General features: G+C 56.8%; 13 protein-coding genes. 5 read left to right on the top strand and 8 right to left on the bottom strand.

Going from position 1 to position 17231, the window contains the following annotated elements; all coding sequences use genetic code 11:
• Window positions 1–5 precede the first annotated feature (5 nt).
• Window positions 6–1364, bottom strand: a complete 1359-nt coding sequence (cysG, locus tag AM329_RS23540) for a siroheme synthase CysG (protein WP_022651777.1) — start codon at window positions 1362–1364, stop codon at window positions 6–8.
• A gap of 237 nt (window positions 1365–1601) precedes the next feature.
• On the opposite strand from cysG, the gene AM329_RS23535 reads away from it, so the two are divergent.
• Entirely contained in the window at window positions 1602–2645 is a 1044-nt protein-coding gene (locus AM329_RS23535) for an aminopeptidase (protein ID WP_023314743.1), read from the top strand.
• 543 nt (window positions 2646–3188) lie between these two features.
• Here AM329_RS23535 and cysH read toward each other — a convergent pair.
• From cysH to cysJ, 3 genes are read right to left on the bottom strand one after another with little or no spacing between them, the layout of a single operon-like run.
• Window positions 3189–3923, bottom strand: a complete 735-nt coding sequence (gene cysH / locus AM329_RS23530) for a phosphoadenosine phosphosulfate reductase (RefSeq protein WP_032610046.1) — start codon at window positions 3921–3923, stop codon at window positions 3189–3191.
• A gap of 15 nt (window positions 3924–3938) precedes the next feature.
• Complete coding sequence (gene cysI / locus AM329_RS23525; RefSeq protein WP_003862696.1) at window positions 3939–5651, bottom strand: assimilatory sulfite reductase (NADPH) hemoprotein subunit; 1713 nt, start codon at window positions 5649–5651, stop codon at window positions 3939–3941.
• Window positions 5651–7456 carry an NADPH-dependent assimilatory sulfite reductase flavoprotein subunit gene (gene cysJ, locus AM329_RS23520; protein ID WP_023314744.1) on the bottom strand — a complete coding sequence of 602 codons (1806 nt, stop codon included), beginning with the start codon at window positions 7454–7456 and terminating at the stop codon, window positions 5651–5653. The genes cysI and cysJ overlap by 1 nt, the downstream gene beginning before the upstream one ends.
• A 303-nt stretch (window positions 7457–7759) precedes the next feature.
• Between cysJ and queD the strand changes: the two genes are divergently transcribed.
• Window positions 7760–8125, top strand: a complete 366-nt coding sequence (gene queD, locus AM329_RS23515) for a 6-carboxytetrahydropterin synthase QueD (RefSeq protein WP_006811776.1) — start codon at window positions 7760–7762, stop codon at window positions 8123–8125.
• Here the strand turns inward: queD and AM329_RS23510 are convergent.
• Window positions 8110–10464 carry a helix-turn-helix domain-containing protein gene (locus AM329_RS23510; protein WP_032610047.1) on the bottom strand — a complete coding sequence of 785 codons (2355 nt, stop codon included), beginning with the start codon at window positions 10462–10464 and terminating at the stop codon, window positions 8110–8112. The two genes, queD and AM329_RS23510, sit on opposite strands and share 16 nt — an antisense overlap.
• Before the next feature lie 171 nt (window positions 10465–10635).
• On the opposite strand from AM329_RS23510, the gene AM329_RS23505 reads away from it, so the two are divergent.
• Both AM329_RS23505 and AM329_RS23500 read left to right on the top strand, forming a co-directional pair.
• Window positions 10636–11805, top strand: a complete 1170-nt coding sequence (locus AM329_RS23505) for a M20 aminoacylase family protein (protein ID WP_023314746.1) — start codon at window positions 10636–10638, stop codon at window positions 11803–11805.
• Window positions 11806–11832: 27 nt separating this feature from the next.
• Window positions 11833–13230, top strand: coding sequence for an MFS transporter (locus AM329_RS23500; protein WP_032610048.1), 1398 nt, complete (start codon window positions 11833–11835; stop codon window positions 13228–13230).
• Window positions 13231–13247: 17 nt separating this feature from the next.
• On the opposite strand, the gene queE is transcribed toward AM329_RS23500, so the two are convergent.
• The 3 genes from queE to AM329_RS23485 are packed head-to-tail and all read right to left on the bottom strand — an operon-like array spanning window position 13248 to window position 16240.
• Window positions 13248–13919, bottom strand: coding sequence for a 7-carboxy-7-deazaguanine synthase QueE (gene queE / locus AM329_RS23495; protein WP_006811780.1), 672 nt, complete (start codon window positions 13917–13919; stop codon window positions 13248–13250).
• Window positions 13920–13973: 54 nt separating this feature from the next.
• Window positions 13974–14681, bottom strand: coding sequence for an N-acetylmannosamine-6-phosphate 2-epimerase (locus AM329_RS23490; protein ID WP_032610049.1), 708 nt, complete (start codon window positions 14679–14681; stop codon window positions 13974–13976).
• A complete protein-coding gene (locus AM329_RS23485; RefSeq protein WP_032610050.1) occupies window positions 14681–16240 on the bottom strand; it encodes a PTS transporter subunit EIIC in 1560 nt (519 codons plus the stop codon). Before AM329_RS23485 ends, AM329_RS23490 begins: the two co-directional genes overlap by 1 nt.
• 165 nt (window positions 16241–16405) lie before the next feature.
• Between AM329_RS23485 and AM329_RS23480 the strand changes: the two genes are divergently transcribed.
• On the top strand, window positions 16406–17230 hold the full coding sequence (locus tag AM329_RS23480) for a MurR/RpiR family transcriptional regulator (protein ID WP_032610051.1): 825 nt from the start codon (window positions 16406–16408) through the stop codon (window positions 17228–17230).
• The last annotated feature ends 1 nt before the right edge of the window (window position 17231 follow it).

Below are 17231 nucleotides of genomic sequence, written 5' to 3'. Positions count from 1 at the left end.
GTTCCTTAAGCCAAATTTATAACAGAAGCGCCAAAGCCTTCTGTGTCGGTTGTGTGTTGGAACCAGGCGAGCGTGCTGTGCAGCTGCACCACTTCTCCCACCACAATCAGGGCGGGCATTGGGGCGTCTTTCGCCAGGGTTGCAAGGTCTTGTAAAGTGCCGATGGCGACATGCTGATCGACGCGTGTCCCGCGGGAGATCACCGCTACCGGCGTCGCCGCATCGCGACCGTGCTGAATAAGCTGTTCGCTGATGTCAGCCGCTTTCATCGTGCCCATATAAATCGCCAGCGTTTGTCGGCTCTGGGCGAGATGCGACCAGTCAAACGGCGTGCTGTCGGCTTTATAGTGCCCGGTCACAAAGGTCACGCTCTGGGCGTAATCGCGATGGGTCAGCGGAATACCTGCGTAGGCCGTGACGGCAGACGCCGCCGTAATGCCGGGAACCACCTGGAACGGGACGCCCGCTTCGGCTGCCGCCTGCAACTCCTCGCCACCACGACCGAAGATAAACGGATCGCCCCCTTTCAGGCGCACCACGGTTTTGCCCGCTTTCGCAGCGGCAATCAGCATTTGATTGGTGTCGTGCTGCGGCACGGAGTGCTCGCCGGCACGTTTGCCGACGCAGATTTGCTCCGCGTCACGGCGGATCAGCTCGCGAATACCGTCGGTGACCAGGTGGTCGTAGAACACGACATCCGCATCCTGAAGAACCTGGAGGCCACGCAGCGTGAGCAGCCCGGCATCGCCCGGCCCGGCGCCCACCAGAATGATCTCCCCGCCCGTACTGCCGGGGTTATCCAGTTCGTCTTCGAGGATTTGTTGCGCCGCCGTCTCGTTACCGGCCTGCATCAGGCTGGCAAAGCGGCCGCGAAACACACGCTCCCAGAAGCGACGGCGTTCCGTCACGCTGGTCAGACGCGTTTTCAGATGGTTGCGCCAGTAGCTGGCCTTCTCCGCCATGCGTCCGAGGCTGGTCGGCAGCAGCGCTTCGATTTTTTCTCTCAGCACGCGCGCCAGCACCGGGGCGGTGCCGCCGGAGGAGATCGCCACCAGCAGCGGCGAGCGGTCGACAATCGACGGGAAGATAAATGAACATAACGGCTGGTCGTCTACCACGTTCACCAGGCGGTGACGGGCCTGGGCTGCGTCGGAGATTCGGCTGTTGAGCGCCCGATCTTCGGTTGCCGCAATCACCAGTACCACGCTGTCGATCTGAGACTCTGCAAAATCCGCCTCTGCAACGATCTGCACCTGCGCCCCGGCGCGTTGCAGGAAGGCGATTTTGCGATCGGCAATTTCACCCGTCCCGACAACCAATACCGGTCGGTCTTTTAAGGCAGCAAAAAGGGGGAGATAGTCCACAGGCAACAACTCACTAACAACCACGAATAAAGGGACTATAGGGGGCGGCTTAGATCGAATGAAATTACGAATTGGAATGAGTAGTTACTCAATGGAATAACGCCGTGGAAAAGCAAATATCAAAAAGTGCTTAACACGCGAAATTTCGGGCATTTAAGAGCAATTCAAATTGTGTCTACCCGATCACAGTTTCATACTATGCGGGTTAAAATTTTGCTCTGTTTTTAAGGACTCACTATGTTTTCCGCAATGCGCCACCGATTCGTTGCCCTGGCGCTCGGCGTTTGCTTTATCCTTCCGGCTCAGGCAAAAAATCCATCTTACGGTGAAATAGCCAGTATGCAGGCGCGGCATATTGCGACGGTCTTTCCGGGCCGTATGACCGGAACCCCAGCCGAGATGCTCTCGGCAGACTATATTCGTCAGCAGTTTGCGGATATGGGCTATGAAAGCGACATTCGCGCTTTCCACAGCCGCTACATCTATACCACTCGCAATAAAACGCAAAACTGGCATAACGTAACTGGCAGCACGGTTATTGCGGCGCACGAAGGAAAGGCGGCTGAGCAGATTATTATTATGGCGCACCTTGATACCTACACGCCGTTGAGCGATGCCGATGTCGATAATAATCTCGGCGGGCTGACGCTTCAGGGACTGGATGATAATGCGGCGGGTCTGGGCGTGATGCTTGAGCTGGCCGAACGCCTGAAGAATATTCCGACGAAATACAGCATTCGCTTTGTTGCGACCAGCGGCGAAGAAGAAGGAAAACTCGGCGCTGAGAATCTCCTTAAGCGCATGAGCGCTGAGGAGAAGAAAAATACGTTGCTGGTGATTAACCTCGATAATCTGATCGTGGGGGATAAGCTCTATTTTAATAGCGGACAGAGCACGCCGAGCAGCGTACGTAAACTCACCCGCGACCGCGCGCTGGCGCTTGCCCGCACGCATGGCGTCTATGCCGCGACAAATCCGGGCGGTAACCCAGAGTATCCTAAAGGCACAGGCTGCTGTAATGACGGTGAAGTGTTTGATAAGGCGGGCATTCCGGTGCTGTACGTCGAGGCGACGAACTGGGCGCTGGGCAAAAAAGATGGCTATCAGCAGCGCAGCAAATCGAAAGCCTTCCCGGACGGGACCAGCTGGCATGATGTGCGGCTGGATAATCAGCAGCACATTGATAAAGCGCTGCCGCAGCGGATTGAGCACCGCAGCCGGGATGTCGTGAAAGTGATGCTGCCGCTGGTGAAGGAGCTGGCGAAAGCGGGGAAAGCCTGAGGCCGTTAAGCATAGTGCGGCCTTATGCCCTCACCCCAACCCTCTCCCACGGGGCTGAGGGTTCCCCACAAAATAATGCCTGCACAGACGGCCCCCTCTCCCTTGAGGGAGAGGGCTGGGGTGAGGGGGAACATACGGCTCTGGTGGTCATTCCGTTCACTTTATGTTCCTTGCTACTCTGTCACGACATGACCGGTGAACGTGCCAGGGTGGCTCAGTCGCCACCACCCTGGCGACCCGGGCTTCCGGCGGAAAATCGCCGCTTCGCGGTGCCTCCGGCTTTTTCCTTCCGGCTTATCGGGGACGGGCGGAGGTAACATCCCTGTAAAGCCCGCCCTCTCGGCGCATCCCTGCGCCTCGCCCCGGCCTACAGGAAACGCCTCAGCGATTTACAGCCGGACCGAGGCATCGCTGAAAGCCCTCAGTTATTCTGAGGCAACGTTATCGCTTTTGCTTTCAAATTACTGGGGAACCACCCACGGGGAGAGGGAGAATTAAGCCGTTGTAGGCCCGGTAAGCGCAGCGCCACCGGGCGAAAAAACATTACCCTTCGTGCAGCCCGCACTCGCGCTTCAGCCCGAAGAATCGCGTATCTTCTTCCGCCATTCCCGGTTCCCATTTACGCGTGGTGTGGGTGTCGCCTACCGACAGGTAGCCTTGATCCCACAGCGGATGGTACTTCAGCCCGTGCTTTTGCAGATACTGGTACACCGTGCGGTTATCCCAGTCGATGATCGGCAGCACTTTGAACACGCCGCGCTGCACCGCCAGCACCGGCAGCGTTGCCCGGCTCCCGGACTGCTCGCGGCGCAGGCCCGCAAACCAGGTCTGAGCGTTCAGTTCTTTTAGCGCCCGGTTCATCGGCTCGACCTTGTTGATCTCATTGTATTTCTCAATGCCCTCAACGCCCTGCTCCCACAGCTTGCCGTAACGCGCCTCCTGCCAGGCCGCGCTTTCCGTCGCACGGTAGACTTTCAGGTTCAGCCTGAGCTTATCCGTCAGCTCGTCGATAAACTGATAGGTCTCCGGGAACAGATAGCCGGTATCGGTGAGGATCACCGGAATGTCCGGACGGATCTGATTCACCAGATGCAGACTGACCGCCGCCTGAATGCCAAAGCTCGACGAAAGCACATAGTCTCCCGGCAGGTTTTCCAGCGCCCACGCCACGCGCCCTTCGGCGTCCAGCTTTTCCAGTTGGGCGTTAGTTTCTGCGAGTGCCAGAATGCGTTCGACTTTTGGCAATGCGTTAAGCGCGTTTAGATCGAGTACGGACATAATTACCTCTCGTGGTTACTCCCAGAAATCCCTTGCGGGATCGAGCACCGGGCGAATGATGCCCGCACGTACCGTAAAGTCGCCGAAGCCTTCACCCGCTTCGCGCTCTTTCGCCCAGCGTCCGATAAGCACGTCGAGGGAATCGAGAATTTCCGGCTCGGTGATGTTCTCGCGGAACATACGCGGAATACGCGTCCCGATACGGTTACCGCCCAGGTGCAGGTTATAGCGACCCGGCGCTTTCCCTACCAGACCGAGTTCGGCCAGCATCGCGCGACCGCAGCCGTTCGGGCAGCCCGTCACGCGCATAACAATATGCTCGTCCGGAATACCATGTTTTTCCAGAATCGCTTCCACTTTATCAGTGAAGGACGGCAGGAAACGCTCGGCTTCGGCCATCGCCAGCGGACAGGTCGGGAACGACACGCAGGCCATCGAGTTTTCACGCTGCGCGCTCACCGCATTCATCAACCCGTGCTCGCGGGCCAGCTCTTCAATTCTCGCCTTTTCGCTTTCCGGCACGCTGGCGACGATCAGGTTCTGGTTAGCGGTGATACGGAACTCGCCTTTGTGGATCTTCGCGATTTCCAGCAGGCCGGTTTTCAGCGGACGGCCCGGATAATCAAGAATACGGCCGTTTTCGATAAACAGCGTCAGGTGCCATTTATTATCGATACCTTTAACCCAGCCGATGCGATCGCCGCGACCGGTAAATTCGTAAGGGCGGATCGGCTCAAACTTGATGCCCGCGCGACGCTCCACTTCTTCTTTGAACGTCTCGACGCCTACGCGCTCCAGAGTGTATTTGGTTTTCGCGTTTTTACGATCGGTACGGTTACCCCAGTCGCGCTGGGTAGTAACCACCGCCTCAGCCACTGCCAGCGTGTGCTCCAGCGGCAGGAAGCCGAACTCGCTCGCGGTGCGGGCGTAGGTTTTCTTGTTCCCATGCTCAATGGACAAACCGCCGCCCACCAGCAGGTTAAAGCCGACCAGCTTGCCGTTTTCGGCAATCGCCACGAAGTTCATGTCGTTGGCGTGCAGGTCGATATCGTTCTGCGGCGGGATCACCACCGTGGTTTTGAACTTACGCGGCAGGTAGGTCTGACCGAGGATCGGCTCTTCATCGGTGGTGGCGACTTTCTCCTGATCGAGCCAGATCTCCGCATAGGCGCGGGTACGTGGCAGCAGATGTTCGGAGATTTTTTTCGCCCACTCGTACGCTTCGGCGTGCAGTTCGGACTCGTACGGATTCGAGGTGCAAAGCACGTTACGGTTCATGTCGTTGGCGGTCGCCAGCGCGTCCAGACCCACGGAGTGCAGCATCTGGTGAACCGGCTTGACGTTCTTCTTCAGAATGCCGTGGAACTGGAAGGTCTGACGGTTGGTCAGACGAATGCTGCCGTAAATCGTGTTGTCATGGGCAAACTTGTCGATCGCCTGCCACTGTTTGGTGGTGATGATGCCACCCGGCAGACGACAGCGCAGCAGCATCGCGTGACGCGGCTCCAGCTTCTGCTCGGCACGTTCGGCGCGGATATCGCGGTCGTCCTGCTGGTACATACCGTGGAAACGGATCAGCAGGAAGTTGTCGCCTTTGAAACCGCCGGTCAGGCCGTCATTTAAATCTTCGGCAATGGTACCGCGCAGGTAGTTGCTCTCTACCTTCATGCGCTCGGCATCAGACAGTTTGCCTTCGACCACCAGTGGGCCAGGATGTTTTTCGCTCATTAGTAGACATCTCGCTGATAACGGCGCTCTACGCGCAGCTCACTTAAAAATTCATCCGCCGTTTCGGCATCCATACCGCCGAATTCGGCAATCACTTCCAGCAGTGCCTGCTCAACGTCTTTCGCCATGCGATTGGCGTCGCCGCAGACATAAATGTGGGCACCGTCATTGATCCAGCGCCACAGCTCTGCGCCCTGTTCGCGCAGTTTGTCTTGTACGTATACTTTTTCTTTCTGGTCACGAGACCAGGCCAGATCGATGCGGGTCAGCACGCCCTCTTTGACGTAGCGCTGCCATTCAACCTGGTAGAGGAAATCTTCGGTAAAATGCGGGTTGCCGAAGAACAGCCAGTTTTTACCCGGTGCCTCGTCCGCTGCACGCTGCTGCATAAAGGCGCGGAACGGTGCGATGCCGGTGCCCGGGCCAATCATGATCACCGGCGTTTCCGGGTTCGCCGGCAGACGGAAGTTGTCGTTGTGCTCGATAAAGACGCGCACCTCGCCCTCTTCTTCCACGCGGTCGGCCAGGAAGCCCGAGGCCCCGCCCGCCCGCGCGCGGCCTTCGATGTCGTAACGCACCACGCCAACGGTGATGTGGACTTCGTTTTCCACTTCCGCCTGTGAGGAGGCGATGGAGTAAAGACGCGGCGTCAGTGGACGCAGCAGGCCGATCAGCGCGTCGGCATCCAGCTGTGCCGGTGAGAAACGCACCATATCGACAATCGGCGTTGTCGCCGCGTATTGCTGTAACTTCGCCTTATCCCCGACCAGCGGAAGGAGCGATTCGCTGCGGGTTAAGGTGGCGTAGTTTTCAACGATGTTGGCGGTGTTCACCGTCAGCTCGAAATGCCACTGAAGCGCCTCAGAGAGCGGTAAGGTTTTACCCTCCACCTGGACCGGCTCCGTGCCTTTCAGCCACAGCAGTTCGACCAGCTCTTTCACCAGCGCCGGATCGTTCTGATACCAGACGCCCAGCGCATCGCCAGGCTGATAACGCAGGCCGGAGTCACCGAGATCGATTTCGATATGGCGCACGTCTTTTTCCGAATCACGGCCCGTGATTTTCTGGTTTACCGACAGGCTCGCCGTCAGCGGCGCCTCTTTCGTGTAAGGGCTGGTGTGGATTTCGTTGACGGTGCCCGCTGCGGTAACGGCGGCCTGCGCTGGCGTCTCTTTCGGGACGCGGGCCTTCAGCACCTCAACGATGCGCGCCCGCCATTCGGCGGCGGCGGCCTGGTATTCGACATCAGCGTCTACGCGATCCAGCAGGCGCTCTGCACCCAGCTCCGCCAGCTTGCTGTCGAAATCTTTACCGGACTGGCAGAAAAATTCATAGGACGTGTCACCGAGGCCGAAGACGGCAAAGGCGGTGCCCTCGAGCTTTGGCGCTTTTTTCGAGAACAGGAACTTATGCAGCGCGACGGCTTCTTCCGCAGGCTCGCCTTCGCCCTGCGTTGACGCCACCACCACCAGCAGTTTTTCTGACGCGATCTGTTTGAATTTATAATCCCCGGCGTTGACCAGGTTAACGTTCAGCTTCGCGGCGAGCAGGTCATCACGCAGCGCTTCGGCCACACGACGGGCATTACCCGTTTGCGAAGCGGAGATAAGCGTGATGGCAGGAATTTCAACGGCCGTTGGCGGGACGCCAGCCACAGCACCCGGCTGCTGGTTCAGCATTCCCCAGAAATAGCCGGAGACCCAGGCGAGCTGGGTGGGTGAAAAATCGGAAGTCGCGGCCTGGAGGCGCGCCAGTTGCTCCGGGTTAAGGGGAAGCAAATTTGAAGGTGGGGCCTGTGTTGTCATGCGTCGTTATGTTCCAGTAGCAAAGCGGACTTTAAGCGAATAAATCCAAACTGAAGATAAGGTTAACGGCGGAGATAATAACAATTAAAGAAGGGATGGAAATAATAAATAACCAAATGGACTAACCTGTTTTAGTTATCGTTCTTAACGATAAAAGCGATTAAACAACTGTCTGAAATAAAACAACAAAAGTCGATAAACACCATGAATACGAGGCGGCGACAGTTCAGAGCCGTTTTAGTTAATGATAAAAATTGTGCTTTCCGGTACTATGCGGCGGTTTTTTCCGCATTCCTGAGAGCTATGATGTCCACCACACTGTTTAAAGATTTCACCTTCGAAGCCGCACACCACCTTCCACACGTTCCTGCCGGGCACAAATGTGGCCGCCTGCATGGACACTCGTTTATGGTGCGTCTTGAAATCACCGGTGAAGTCGATCCCCATACGGGCTGGATCATGGACTTTGCCGAACTGAAGGCCGCGTTTAAGCCGACCTACGATCGTCTCGATCACTACTATCTGAATGATATTCCGGGCCTTGAAAACCCGACCAGCGAGGTGCTGGCGAAATGGATTTGGGATCAGATGAAACCGCTGGTGCCGCTGCTGAGTGCGGTGATGATCAAAGAGACCTGCACGGCAGGCTGCGTCTACCGCGGGGAGTGAATCTCCTCCGTTTCGGCCTCATGAGGCACGAGCGGCGTAAACTCGTAGAGCACCAGCGCATTACTCTCCAGTGATTCACTCAGTTGCCAGCCGTCATAAAGGCGTTCATCGCGTACGGAAAGCGTTGGACGCGCTTTATGCGCTATCCAGCGCCACATCTCTTCATCAGGGCCGCTTTCGCTACCAACCCCTTCAAGCAACGGATAGAGCGCGCCGTTGTGCTGATCAAACAGATGGCATTTAATTCGCCATTTACCGCGCATTCCCTTCAGGTGTAAATGATACTGCTGGCGAAAACGCTGGATGAAGGCTTCTTCACTGGATAGGAGTGGATTAAAAACCACCACATTACGCAGCAACAGCTGATAACCATTGCGATGGCGCGTAAGCAGGACACGCTTATCATTGACCAGCACCTCGCCCCGCAGACGTTGCCAGAGCCAGAGTACCCAATAAACCGGACGCGGCAGACCATGGTTATACTGTAGCGCAAGGCTTGAGGTATCGATGGTGTTGTTCGCACGGGCTTCTCCCTGAAGACCCGAATTGAGCCAGAATCCCGCCAGCCAGACCTGCTCCGAAAGCCCGAGCAGGTTCTGCATCAGCAGCGCCCCACGGAAAAACCAGCCGTTTGTCGCCCGCGTGTTGCCGGTGAGGGTATTCCAGGAGAGAAGCCAGACGGGAAGCGAACATTTTCGCAGGCGAAGGGCAGCGAGGATCTGGCGGACCTTCAGTATCGGATAATTTTCCGTTGAGGAGAGAGGGGTTACCTCCAGCTGCGCGGGATCGAGAAGTTCATTGGCATCGGCAGAACAGGCAAGAAAATCGGCCTGCATCAGGATGGCTGAACTGAACAGGGTATCGTCGCTTACGCCCGCGCTGACGGGGGCAAATCGGTGCCATAAACCAAACTTTGCCTGCGGAAGATAAGTTCGTATTGCCTTTTGCTGGGCCAGCCAGACCTGCTCCCGGGTCTCCTCACTCGCCTGTGTTGACCAGTGCATGACGAAGTGCCAGCCCGCGGTGATCTCTGGCGCAAAATGATTAACCGACTGTTGTAAAAAGCGGGTGAGAAGATCGCGGCGGGTCGTTACGCCGGTGTGCAGTAGCACCGTCCACTGCTTTTTTGCCAGCCAGGTGAAGAGCTGATGCAGATTGTACCAGCAGGCGTAGCCTGCCATCTGGGGGTCATCCCACCCGGTAGCAAACAGACGACTGCTGAGAAAAGGTTCGGCGATATCAATTCCCTCAATGGGAATAGCCTCATTTATCGCCTCCAGATTTTGTCGAACGTCCTCACGGAGCAAATCGTCGAGCTCACGCAGGGTAATGACCACCCGCATACGGCGCAGCGAGGCAGAAAGAGGATTGAGCTGCTCAAGATCCAGTCTCTGCTCCTGCTGCGGGTGAACGACGAGCGGCGAGGCACCCCAACCGCGCGCCACCGGTTCATTGAGCAGGCTAAACAGCTTGTCCACGGCGACCGGATAGCGCTGCTCACGCCTGTCCGCCCGAACACGTGCCGCCTCCGGGTGCTGGCGTCGGGCCTTACGAAACTCACCCGGAGACATATTGTGAACACGCCTGAACCGATCGCTCATCATGCGCGTGCTGGCGAAACCCTGCTCAAGCGCAATCTGGTGCAGCGGTCGGTTCGTCAGCCGGAGAGCGTTGGCCGCCTTTTCCAGCCGCAGGCGGGTGATGTACTGCATGAAACTGATCCCCACCTCCTTGCGAAAGAGACGAGAGAGCCAGGCTTCAGAAACATATTCACTCGCGGCGATTTCCGCAAGCGTAATACGGCGGGAATAACTGGCATTGATTCGCTCTATCACCCGGGCGATGCGTTTGCTGTGCGCTGAGGAAAGTTCCCGGGACAGCATACGGGCGGGCTGTTGAAAGCGGCTGGTCAGCAACAGCAATATCTCGCTCAGCCAGCGGTACGCCTCCAGCCGGTAGCGGTGCGGGTCGTTGATGAGGGTGACCACAAGAAGCTGGCGCAGCAGATCGCGAAGCGCATCGCATTGGGGCCAGACGCCTCCGGCTTCTGCCGGTACAGCATAATCATGGGCAAAAAAATCATTGCAGAGCTGGACGACCCAGCGCCCGGAAAGGGTTACGCGCAGGGTGACATTTGCCGTTTCGCTCGTGAACTGCCAGCGCCGATGACGGTTTATGATGGCAAGGGTATTGGCCTCCAGGGTGTCACGTCCCGCATCGGTGTTCAGCTCTGCCCGCCCTTCCAGCATCCAGAGCAACGTTAGCGTATCGCCTTCATCCTCCACGCAGTGGCGAATGTCCTGAATCTCTATCCAAAACTCATCTCCCCGTTGCGCCATCTTACCCCTCACCAAAGACAAATAATGACCTGCTCTTTTTTGTCATAACTGAATTGTATGAAAAACAATCAAAACAAAGCCGTCGCTTTACAACAAAAAATTGCATTTTCAGGCAGTACGATCGTCATAGACTCGAAATTATCATCGTTTGGCAGAAAAAGGATAACAAAAATGACACATCCAATTATCGAAGCTCTGCGTGGCAACGAAGCTCGGTTCACTGAATTACGGCGCTATTTTCATCAGCATCCTGAAATTGGTTTTGAGGAGCACAATACGAGCGATCGCGTTGCAGCGCTGCTTCAGGAATGGGGATATGAGGTTCATCGCGGGCTGGCGAAAACCGGTGTGGTCGGCACACTGAAGGTGGGTAACGGGCATAAACGCCTGGGCCTGCGCGCCGATATGGATGCGCTGCCAATGCAGGAAAACAACGGCAAGGCGTGGAGTAGTACCGTTGAGGGTAAATTTCACGGCTGCGGTCATGACGGCCACACCACAACGCTCCTGTATGCAGCGGAGTACCTGGCACGCACCCGCAATTTTAACGGCACGCTGCACCTTATTTTTCAGCCCGCGGAAGAACTTCTGTATGGCGGACGCGTTATGGTAGAGGACGGTTTGTTTGACCTGTTCCCCTGCGACCACATCTTTGGTCTGCACAATATGCCGTCACAGCCCCTCGGAAAAATTGGTCTGCGCGATGGCGCCATGATGGCCTCTTCCGACACTCTTCATATTGAGGTTAACGGCGTGGGTGGTCACGGCGCGGTGCCAGAACATACCGTTGACGCCACCCTGGTTGCCTGTCATATCACTATCGCGTTGCAGTCGATTGTTTCGCGCAACATTACCCCCTTCCAGCCAGCCGTCGTTACCGTAGGCAGCATTCAGGCCGGGCACGCCCCCAACATTATCAACGACAAAGTATTGATGAAACTTACCGTGCGCACGCTGGATGAACGCGTGCGGCAAACCGTGCTACAGCGTATCCATGATATCGCCGTTGCACAGGCGGAAAGTTTCAATGCGACGGCCACCATTCGACACATTAACGGCAGCCCGGTACTGAAAAACAATCCGCAAGCCAATGAGATGGTGCGCAACGTCGCCACCGATCTGTTCGGTCAGGATTCCGTCGCGGAGGTGAATGCGTTTATGGGCAGCGAAGACTTTGCTTTCATGCTCGAGAAAAATCCCAATGGATGCTATTTCACCCTTGGCGCCGGCGATGAGCCGGACCGCTGCATGGTACATAACCCGGGTTACGACTTTAACGACAACATTCTCCTCACCGGCGCGGCGCTGTGGGCCGCACTGACCGAACACTATCTGCGCTGATTCGCACCTTCCCGGGAGGGCTGCACTATGAGTACCGTTTCCCTGACAGGCGCATCCGCCTACGCCGGTAACGATCGGCTGCTGGCGGGTATCGTCATGAGCGTTCTGACATTCTGGCTGTTTGCCCAGTCGGTTATCAACGTGGTTCCGGCCATGCAGAATAGCCTCGATATTGCCCTCGAAACCCTTACGCTGGCCGTCAGCCTTAGCGCGTTGTTCAGCGGCTGTTTTGTCGTCGCCTGCGGTGGGTTTGCCGATAAGTTTGGGCGCATGCGACTGACCATGATTGGCCTGATCCTGAGCATGATCGGGAGTGGTCTGCTGTTCACTTCATGGGAGCCCGTCCTGTTTCTGTTGGGAAGAGCGATACAGGGGCTATCAGCGGCCTGCATCATGCCCGCCACGCTGGCGCTGATTAAGACCTGGTATGACGGTAAAGCACGCCAGCGGGCCATCAGCTTTTGGGTTATCGGCTCCTGGGGCGGCAGTGGCCTGAGCTCGTTTGTGGGAGGCGCCATCGCTACCACGCTGGGCTGGCGCTGGATATTTATTTTCTCCATGGTGGTGGCTCTGGCCGCGCTATTGCTTATCCGCGCCACCCCGGAAAGCCGCAGCCCTGATGCGTGTCGACACAAACTGGATATCAGCGGCCTGGTGAGTTTTGTCCTTATGCTGGTGCTGTTCAATCTGTTTATCAGCAAAGGACACAGCTGGGGCTGGAGCAGCAGTTTATCGCTTCTTGTACTGTGTGGAGCCGTGATTGCACTGATGTGCTTTGTCGTTACCGGGCGGCGAAAAGGCGATGCGGCGCTGATCGATTTCGCCCTGTTTAAAAACCGGGCCTATAGCGCCTCGGTATTCTCAAATTTCCTGCTCAACGGCTGCATTGGCACCATGATGATCGCCAGCATCTGGTTGCAGCAGGGCCATCATCTGTCACCACTACAGACAGGCATGATGACGCTGGGGTATCTGGTTACCGTACTGGCGATGATCCGGGTGGGTGAAAAACTGCTTCAGCGCTATGGCGCCAGGCTGCCGATGATGACCGGCCCGCTGCTGACCGCAACAGGTATTTCGCTGATTTCATGCACCTTCTTAAGCAAAGAGGTCTACATTGTTACCGTTTTTCTGAGCAATATTTTATTCGGGCTGGGGCTCGGATGTTACGCCACGCCCTCAACGGACACGGCGGTAATGAATGCCCCTGAAAACAAAGTGGGGGTGGCTTCAGGGATCTATAAGATGGGCAGTTCCCTGGGCGGCGCAATGGGTATCGCGGTCACCGCATCGCTGTACGCGCTATGGCTGCCGATGGGAACGGCCAGTGCCGCGCAGTATGCCTTGCTTTTCAACAGTGCGATTTGCCTTGGGTCGGCAGTCGTGACCTGGGCTTTACTGCCAACAACAAAAGCCCCGCGTTAAGCGGGGCCACAAAAGTATCAGGCAATGTTCAGATATTTGTGCGTCTGCATCGACAGCCGCCAGTTGCGGGCGATACAGGTTTCAATGCACAGACGGGTCGCATCGTCTTTCTGGCTGATAGGCTGTAGCGCGATCACGCGCTGCTTTTCGTCCGTCAGCGTCGCCAGCAGTTCATCCAGCGCTTCGATGTCACGCACGCGCCCCACCGGATGTTTGATCTCATCAGCACGCTCAAGCGCCTGCGATAGTACGTCATACCCGCCGCGCATATTCACTTTCGGTGAAACCGTTACCCACGTTGAATGGGAGCAGCGCACTTCATGGGTACCGCTGGTTTCAATCTGACAGCTATAGCCGTTCTTTTCGAGCAGTTCGGTGAGCGGCATCAGATCATGAATGCAGGGTTCCCCGCCGGTGATCACCACGTGCCGCGCCGTCCAGCCCTGACGACCAATAATGGCAAGCAGATCTTCCGCGCTGCCCGCGCCCCATTTATCGCTCTCTTTGGTTTTCGCCAGAATGCTGAACAGCGACACTTCCCGATCTGCGAGCTTATCCCACGTATGTTTGGTATCACACCAGGCGCAGCCAACCGGGCATCCCTGTAAACGAATAAAGATAGCGGGAACGCCGGTAAAGTAACCCTCGCCTTGAAGGGTCTGGAACATCTCGTTAATCGGGTACTGCATAGTCAACTCTGTTAAGGGGATAAACGATAAGTATCGCAGATCCCCGTCAGATGATCATGCTCCATCGGTGCTTTGCGCGCCAATTGCCGCCATAAACCGTTCCGTAATTTGCTGTGGTCGGGTGATCGCCCCGCCGACGACAACCGTGTGCGCCCCCAGCGCCAGACACCTGGCCGCGCGATCGGGGGTATTCACGTTACCTTCGGCAATCACGGGGATCGTGACGGCAGACAGCACCTCTTTCAAAAACGCGCAGTCATTTTCCGGTAGCGAATGGCCCGCGGTCTCCGCCGTATAACCGTAAAGGGTGGTTCCGACACAATCAAATCCCAGCGCCTGCGCGGTCACGGCCTCCTGCACGGTGGCAATATCCCCCATCAGCAGCAGCGACGGGTAACGGGTGCGGATCTGCGCGATCAGCATGTCCAGCGATACGCCACCGGGCCGTTTCCGGGCGGTCGCATCCAGCGCAACGATCTCCGGGGCGACCGCCATCAGCTCATCCACTTCTTTGAGCGTCGCGGTGATGAACACCTCGCTGTCCGGATAGTCTCGTTTGATGATGCCGATGACCGGCAGTGAGACCAGCCCTTTGATAGCCACGATATCCACCACGCTATTGGCGCGGATCGCAGCGGCACCGCCCTGGGCCGCCGCCAGCGCCATTCGCGACATAATAAACGGGCTGTGCAGCGGTTCGTTTTCCAGCGCCTGGCAGGAGACGACCAGTTTTCCTTTCAGGTTATCCAGTACAGTTTTCATTACGATAAGATCTCTTCCACTTCGTTTTTGATAATGGTGACGTGCGGGCCATAGATGACCTGAACCCCGTTACCGCGCACGATGACGCCGCGCGCGCCGGTCGCTTTCAGTGCAGATTCATTGACTTTGCTACCGTCTTTCACCGTGACGCGAAGGCGCGTGGCGCAGCAGTCAACGTCATCCAGATTGTCTTTTCCTCCCAGCCCGGCGATCACCGCCGCGGCGCGCTCGCTTTGCGGCAGGGTAGCCTCGTCAACCAACGCCTCCTTTTCACGGCCCGGCGTGGCAAAATCAAAACGTTTGATCAGATAGCGGAAGGTACAGTAGTAAAGGAAGAACCACGGTACGCCCACCAGCGGGACGAACATCCAGTTAGTTTTCGCTTCCCCCTGCAAAATGCCGAACAGCACGAAATCAATAAACCCGCCGGAGAAAGTTTGTCCGATGGTGATGTGCAGAATGTGCGCGAGCATGAACGCCAGCCCGTCAAACAGCGCATGCATGACGTACAGCACAGGGGCAATAAACAGGAATGAGAACTCGACAGGCTCAGTAATGCCGGTCAGGAAAGAAGTTAACGCCGCAGAAAGCAGCAGCCCGGCGACGCGCTTCTTATTCTCCGGCCTGGCCGTGTGGTACATCGCAAGGCAGGCGCCCAGCAGGCCAAACATCATGGTAATAAAGCGCCCGGACATGAAGCGCGACGTGCCCTCATAGAAATGCTGCGTGTTCGGGTCGGCGAGCTGGGCGAAGAAGATCCGCTGCGTGCCCTCAACCAGGTGACCGTTAACGATTTCACTGCCGCCAAGCGCGGTGGTCCAGAACGGAAGATAAAAGATGTGGTGCAGACCAAACGGGCCAAGCATGCGCAGGATAAAACCGTACAGCAGGGTGCCCAGATAGCCGGTGGCATCCACCAGCCCGCCGAGGCCAAAGATCAGCTTCTGAAAATGCGGCCAGACCACGATCATCAGCGCGCCGACGAGTATCGCCGCCAGCGAGCTGATAATGGGAACGAAGCGTGAGCCGCCAAAAAACCCCAGGAATTGCGGAAGCGCGATTTTATTAAACCGATGATGCAGCGCGCAGGTCACCAGACCAATAACCACGCCGCCAAACACGCCGGTTTCCAGCGTCTGAATGCCCAGCGTCATGCCCTGCCCTGCGGCCCCCGGATTTTCAAGGGCCAGCTTTCCGGTCAGGATCAGCAGGGCATTGATAGTGGCATTCATCACCAGATAAGCGAGCAACGCCGCCAGCCCTGCCGTGCCTTTATCATTTTTCGCCAGCCCAACGGCGACCCCAACAGCAAACAGTACCGACAGGTTTGCAAACACAATCGAGCCTGCGCTGCTCATGATGGTAAAGATGGCCTGTAGCCAGCCAACGTCTAAAAATGGATACGCGGTAAGCGTATTCGGATTCGATAGCGCCCCGCCGATCCCCAGCAACAGACCTGCTGCGGGCAGTATGGCGATGGGTAACATAAAGGATTTGCCAAAGCGCTGCGCTTTTTCAAACCATCCGCCGGAAGACGCTCCGCTGAACATTTGCATCATTTTTTATCCCCCTGGTTGTTGATGAAAATTTTTACCACATATATTTTTAATTGTGAAAATTACCACCAAAAACCAGGACACCGATCATACTTTTTCGAAATGACTGGCATCTCTCCCCCGCTTTCCGCCACACTAGTTGGCAGAGAAACGCATTAAGGATCTAGCATGTCGGACCATGAAAACCTGCTGCTGAAGCTACGCCAGGAGGCTTCCGGGTACAGCCCAACGCAACAAAAACTGGGGGAGTTTGTCCTCAACGATCCTGCCAGGGTGCTCTACCTGACGATCACCGAGCTGGCGCGTGAAAGCGGCACCAGCGAGGCCAGCGTCACACGCCTTTGCCGCACGCTGGGCTGTAAGGGATATAACGAATTTAAAATGGCGCTTGCGCTGGATATTCAGCAGGGTTTGCCGGAGCGTCAGGCAGGAGATGCAATAGATAACGTGGTGGATGAGTCTGTCCAGGCGCTGCAAGATACCGCAAAACTCCTCGACCGGGCCCAGCTTGAACAGGCGACACTGGCCCTGCATCAGGCGCAGTCAGTGCAAATTTACGGAGTGGCGGCCAGCGCGATTCTGGGGGAATATTTGCATTACAAGCTCCTGCGGCTGGGCAAACCCGCGCAGCTGTTTAGCGATATGCATCGCGCGGCCATGAATGCGGCAACGCTGTCTGACGAGACGCTGGTGGTCGCTATCTCAAGTTCGGGATCGACCCGCGATTTACTCCACGTCGTGAAGCTAGCCCGCAAGCGGGGCGTTAAGGTACTGGCGCTCAGCAATACGCCCCGCAGCCCGCTGGCCTCCCTGAGCGATTTACAGCTGGTTGCAGCCAAACCCGAGGGACCGCTGAGCGCGGGTGCGCTCAATGCCAAGGTTGGCGTGATGCTGCTGGTTGAACTGCTAACCACTTCCCTTATTGCAGTAGACAGCCATTACGGTGACGTTAGCCAGCAAACGGCAAGCGCCACGTTGCCGCTTCTGCTATAGA

It is taken from the genome of Enterobacter cloacae complex sp. AR_0002 (assembly GCF_001922365.1).
Classification (GTDB): domain Bacteria; phylum Pseudomonadota; class Gammaproteobacteria; order Enterobacterales; family Enterobacteriaceae; genus Enterobacter; species Enterobacter hormaechei_C.
The sequence above is the reverse complement of the archived record's forward strand: the minus strand, read 5'-3'. Positions and strand labels throughout refer to the sequence as shown.

What these genes read in the sequence shown, in the direction of transcription:
- cysJ (WP_023314744.1), bottom strand. Translation starts at nt 7,456, where the DNA reads ATGACAACACAGGCCCCACCTTCAAATTTGCTTCCCCTTAACCCGGAG.
- cysH (WP_032610046.1), bottom strand. Translation starts at nt 3,923, where the DNA reads ATGTCCGTACTCGATCTAAACGCGCTTAACGCATTGCCAAAAGTCGAA.
- AM329_RS23480 (WP_032610051.1), top strand. Translation starts at nt 16,406, where the DNA reads ATGTCGGACCATGAAAACCTGCTGCTGAAGCTACGCCAGGAGGCTTCC.
- AM329_RS23485 (WP_032610050.1), bottom strand. Translation starts at nt 16,240, where the DNA reads ATGATGCAAATGTTCAGCGGAGCGTCTTCCGGCGGATGGTTTGAAAAA.
- AM329_RS23535 (WP_023314743.1), top strand. Translation starts at nt 1,602, where the DNA reads ATGTTTTCCGCAATGCGCCACCGATTCGTTGCCCTGGCGCTCGGCGTT.
- AM329_RS23490 (WP_032610049.1), bottom strand. Translation starts at nt 14,681, where the DNA reads ATGAAAACTGTACTGGATAACCTGAAAGGAAAACTGGTCGTCTCCTGC.
- AM329_RS23510 (WP_032610047.1), bottom strand. Translation starts at nt 10,464, where the DNA reads ATGGCGCAACGGGGAGATGAGTTTTGGATAGAGATTCAGGACATTCGC.
- queD (WP_006811776.1), top strand. Translation starts at nt 7,760, where the DNA reads ATGATGTCCACCACACTGTTTAAAGATTTCACCTTCGAAGCCGCACAC.
- AM329_RS23500 (WP_032610048.1), top strand. Translation starts at nt 11,833, where the DNA reads ATGAGTACCGTTTCCCTGACAGGCGCATCCGCCTACGCCGGTAACGAT.
- queE (WP_006811780.1), bottom strand. Translation starts at nt 13,919, where the DNA reads ATGCAGTACCCGATTAACGAGATGTTCCAGACCCTTCAAGGCGAGGGT.
- AM329_RS23505 (WP_023314746.1), top strand. Translation starts at nt 10,636, where the DNA reads ATGACACATCCAATTATCGAAGCTCTGCGTGGCAACGAAGCTCGGTTC.
- cysI (WP_003862696.1), bottom strand. Translation starts at nt 5,651, where the DNA reads ATGAGCGAAAAACATCCTGGCCCACTGGTGGTCGAAGGCAAACTGTCT.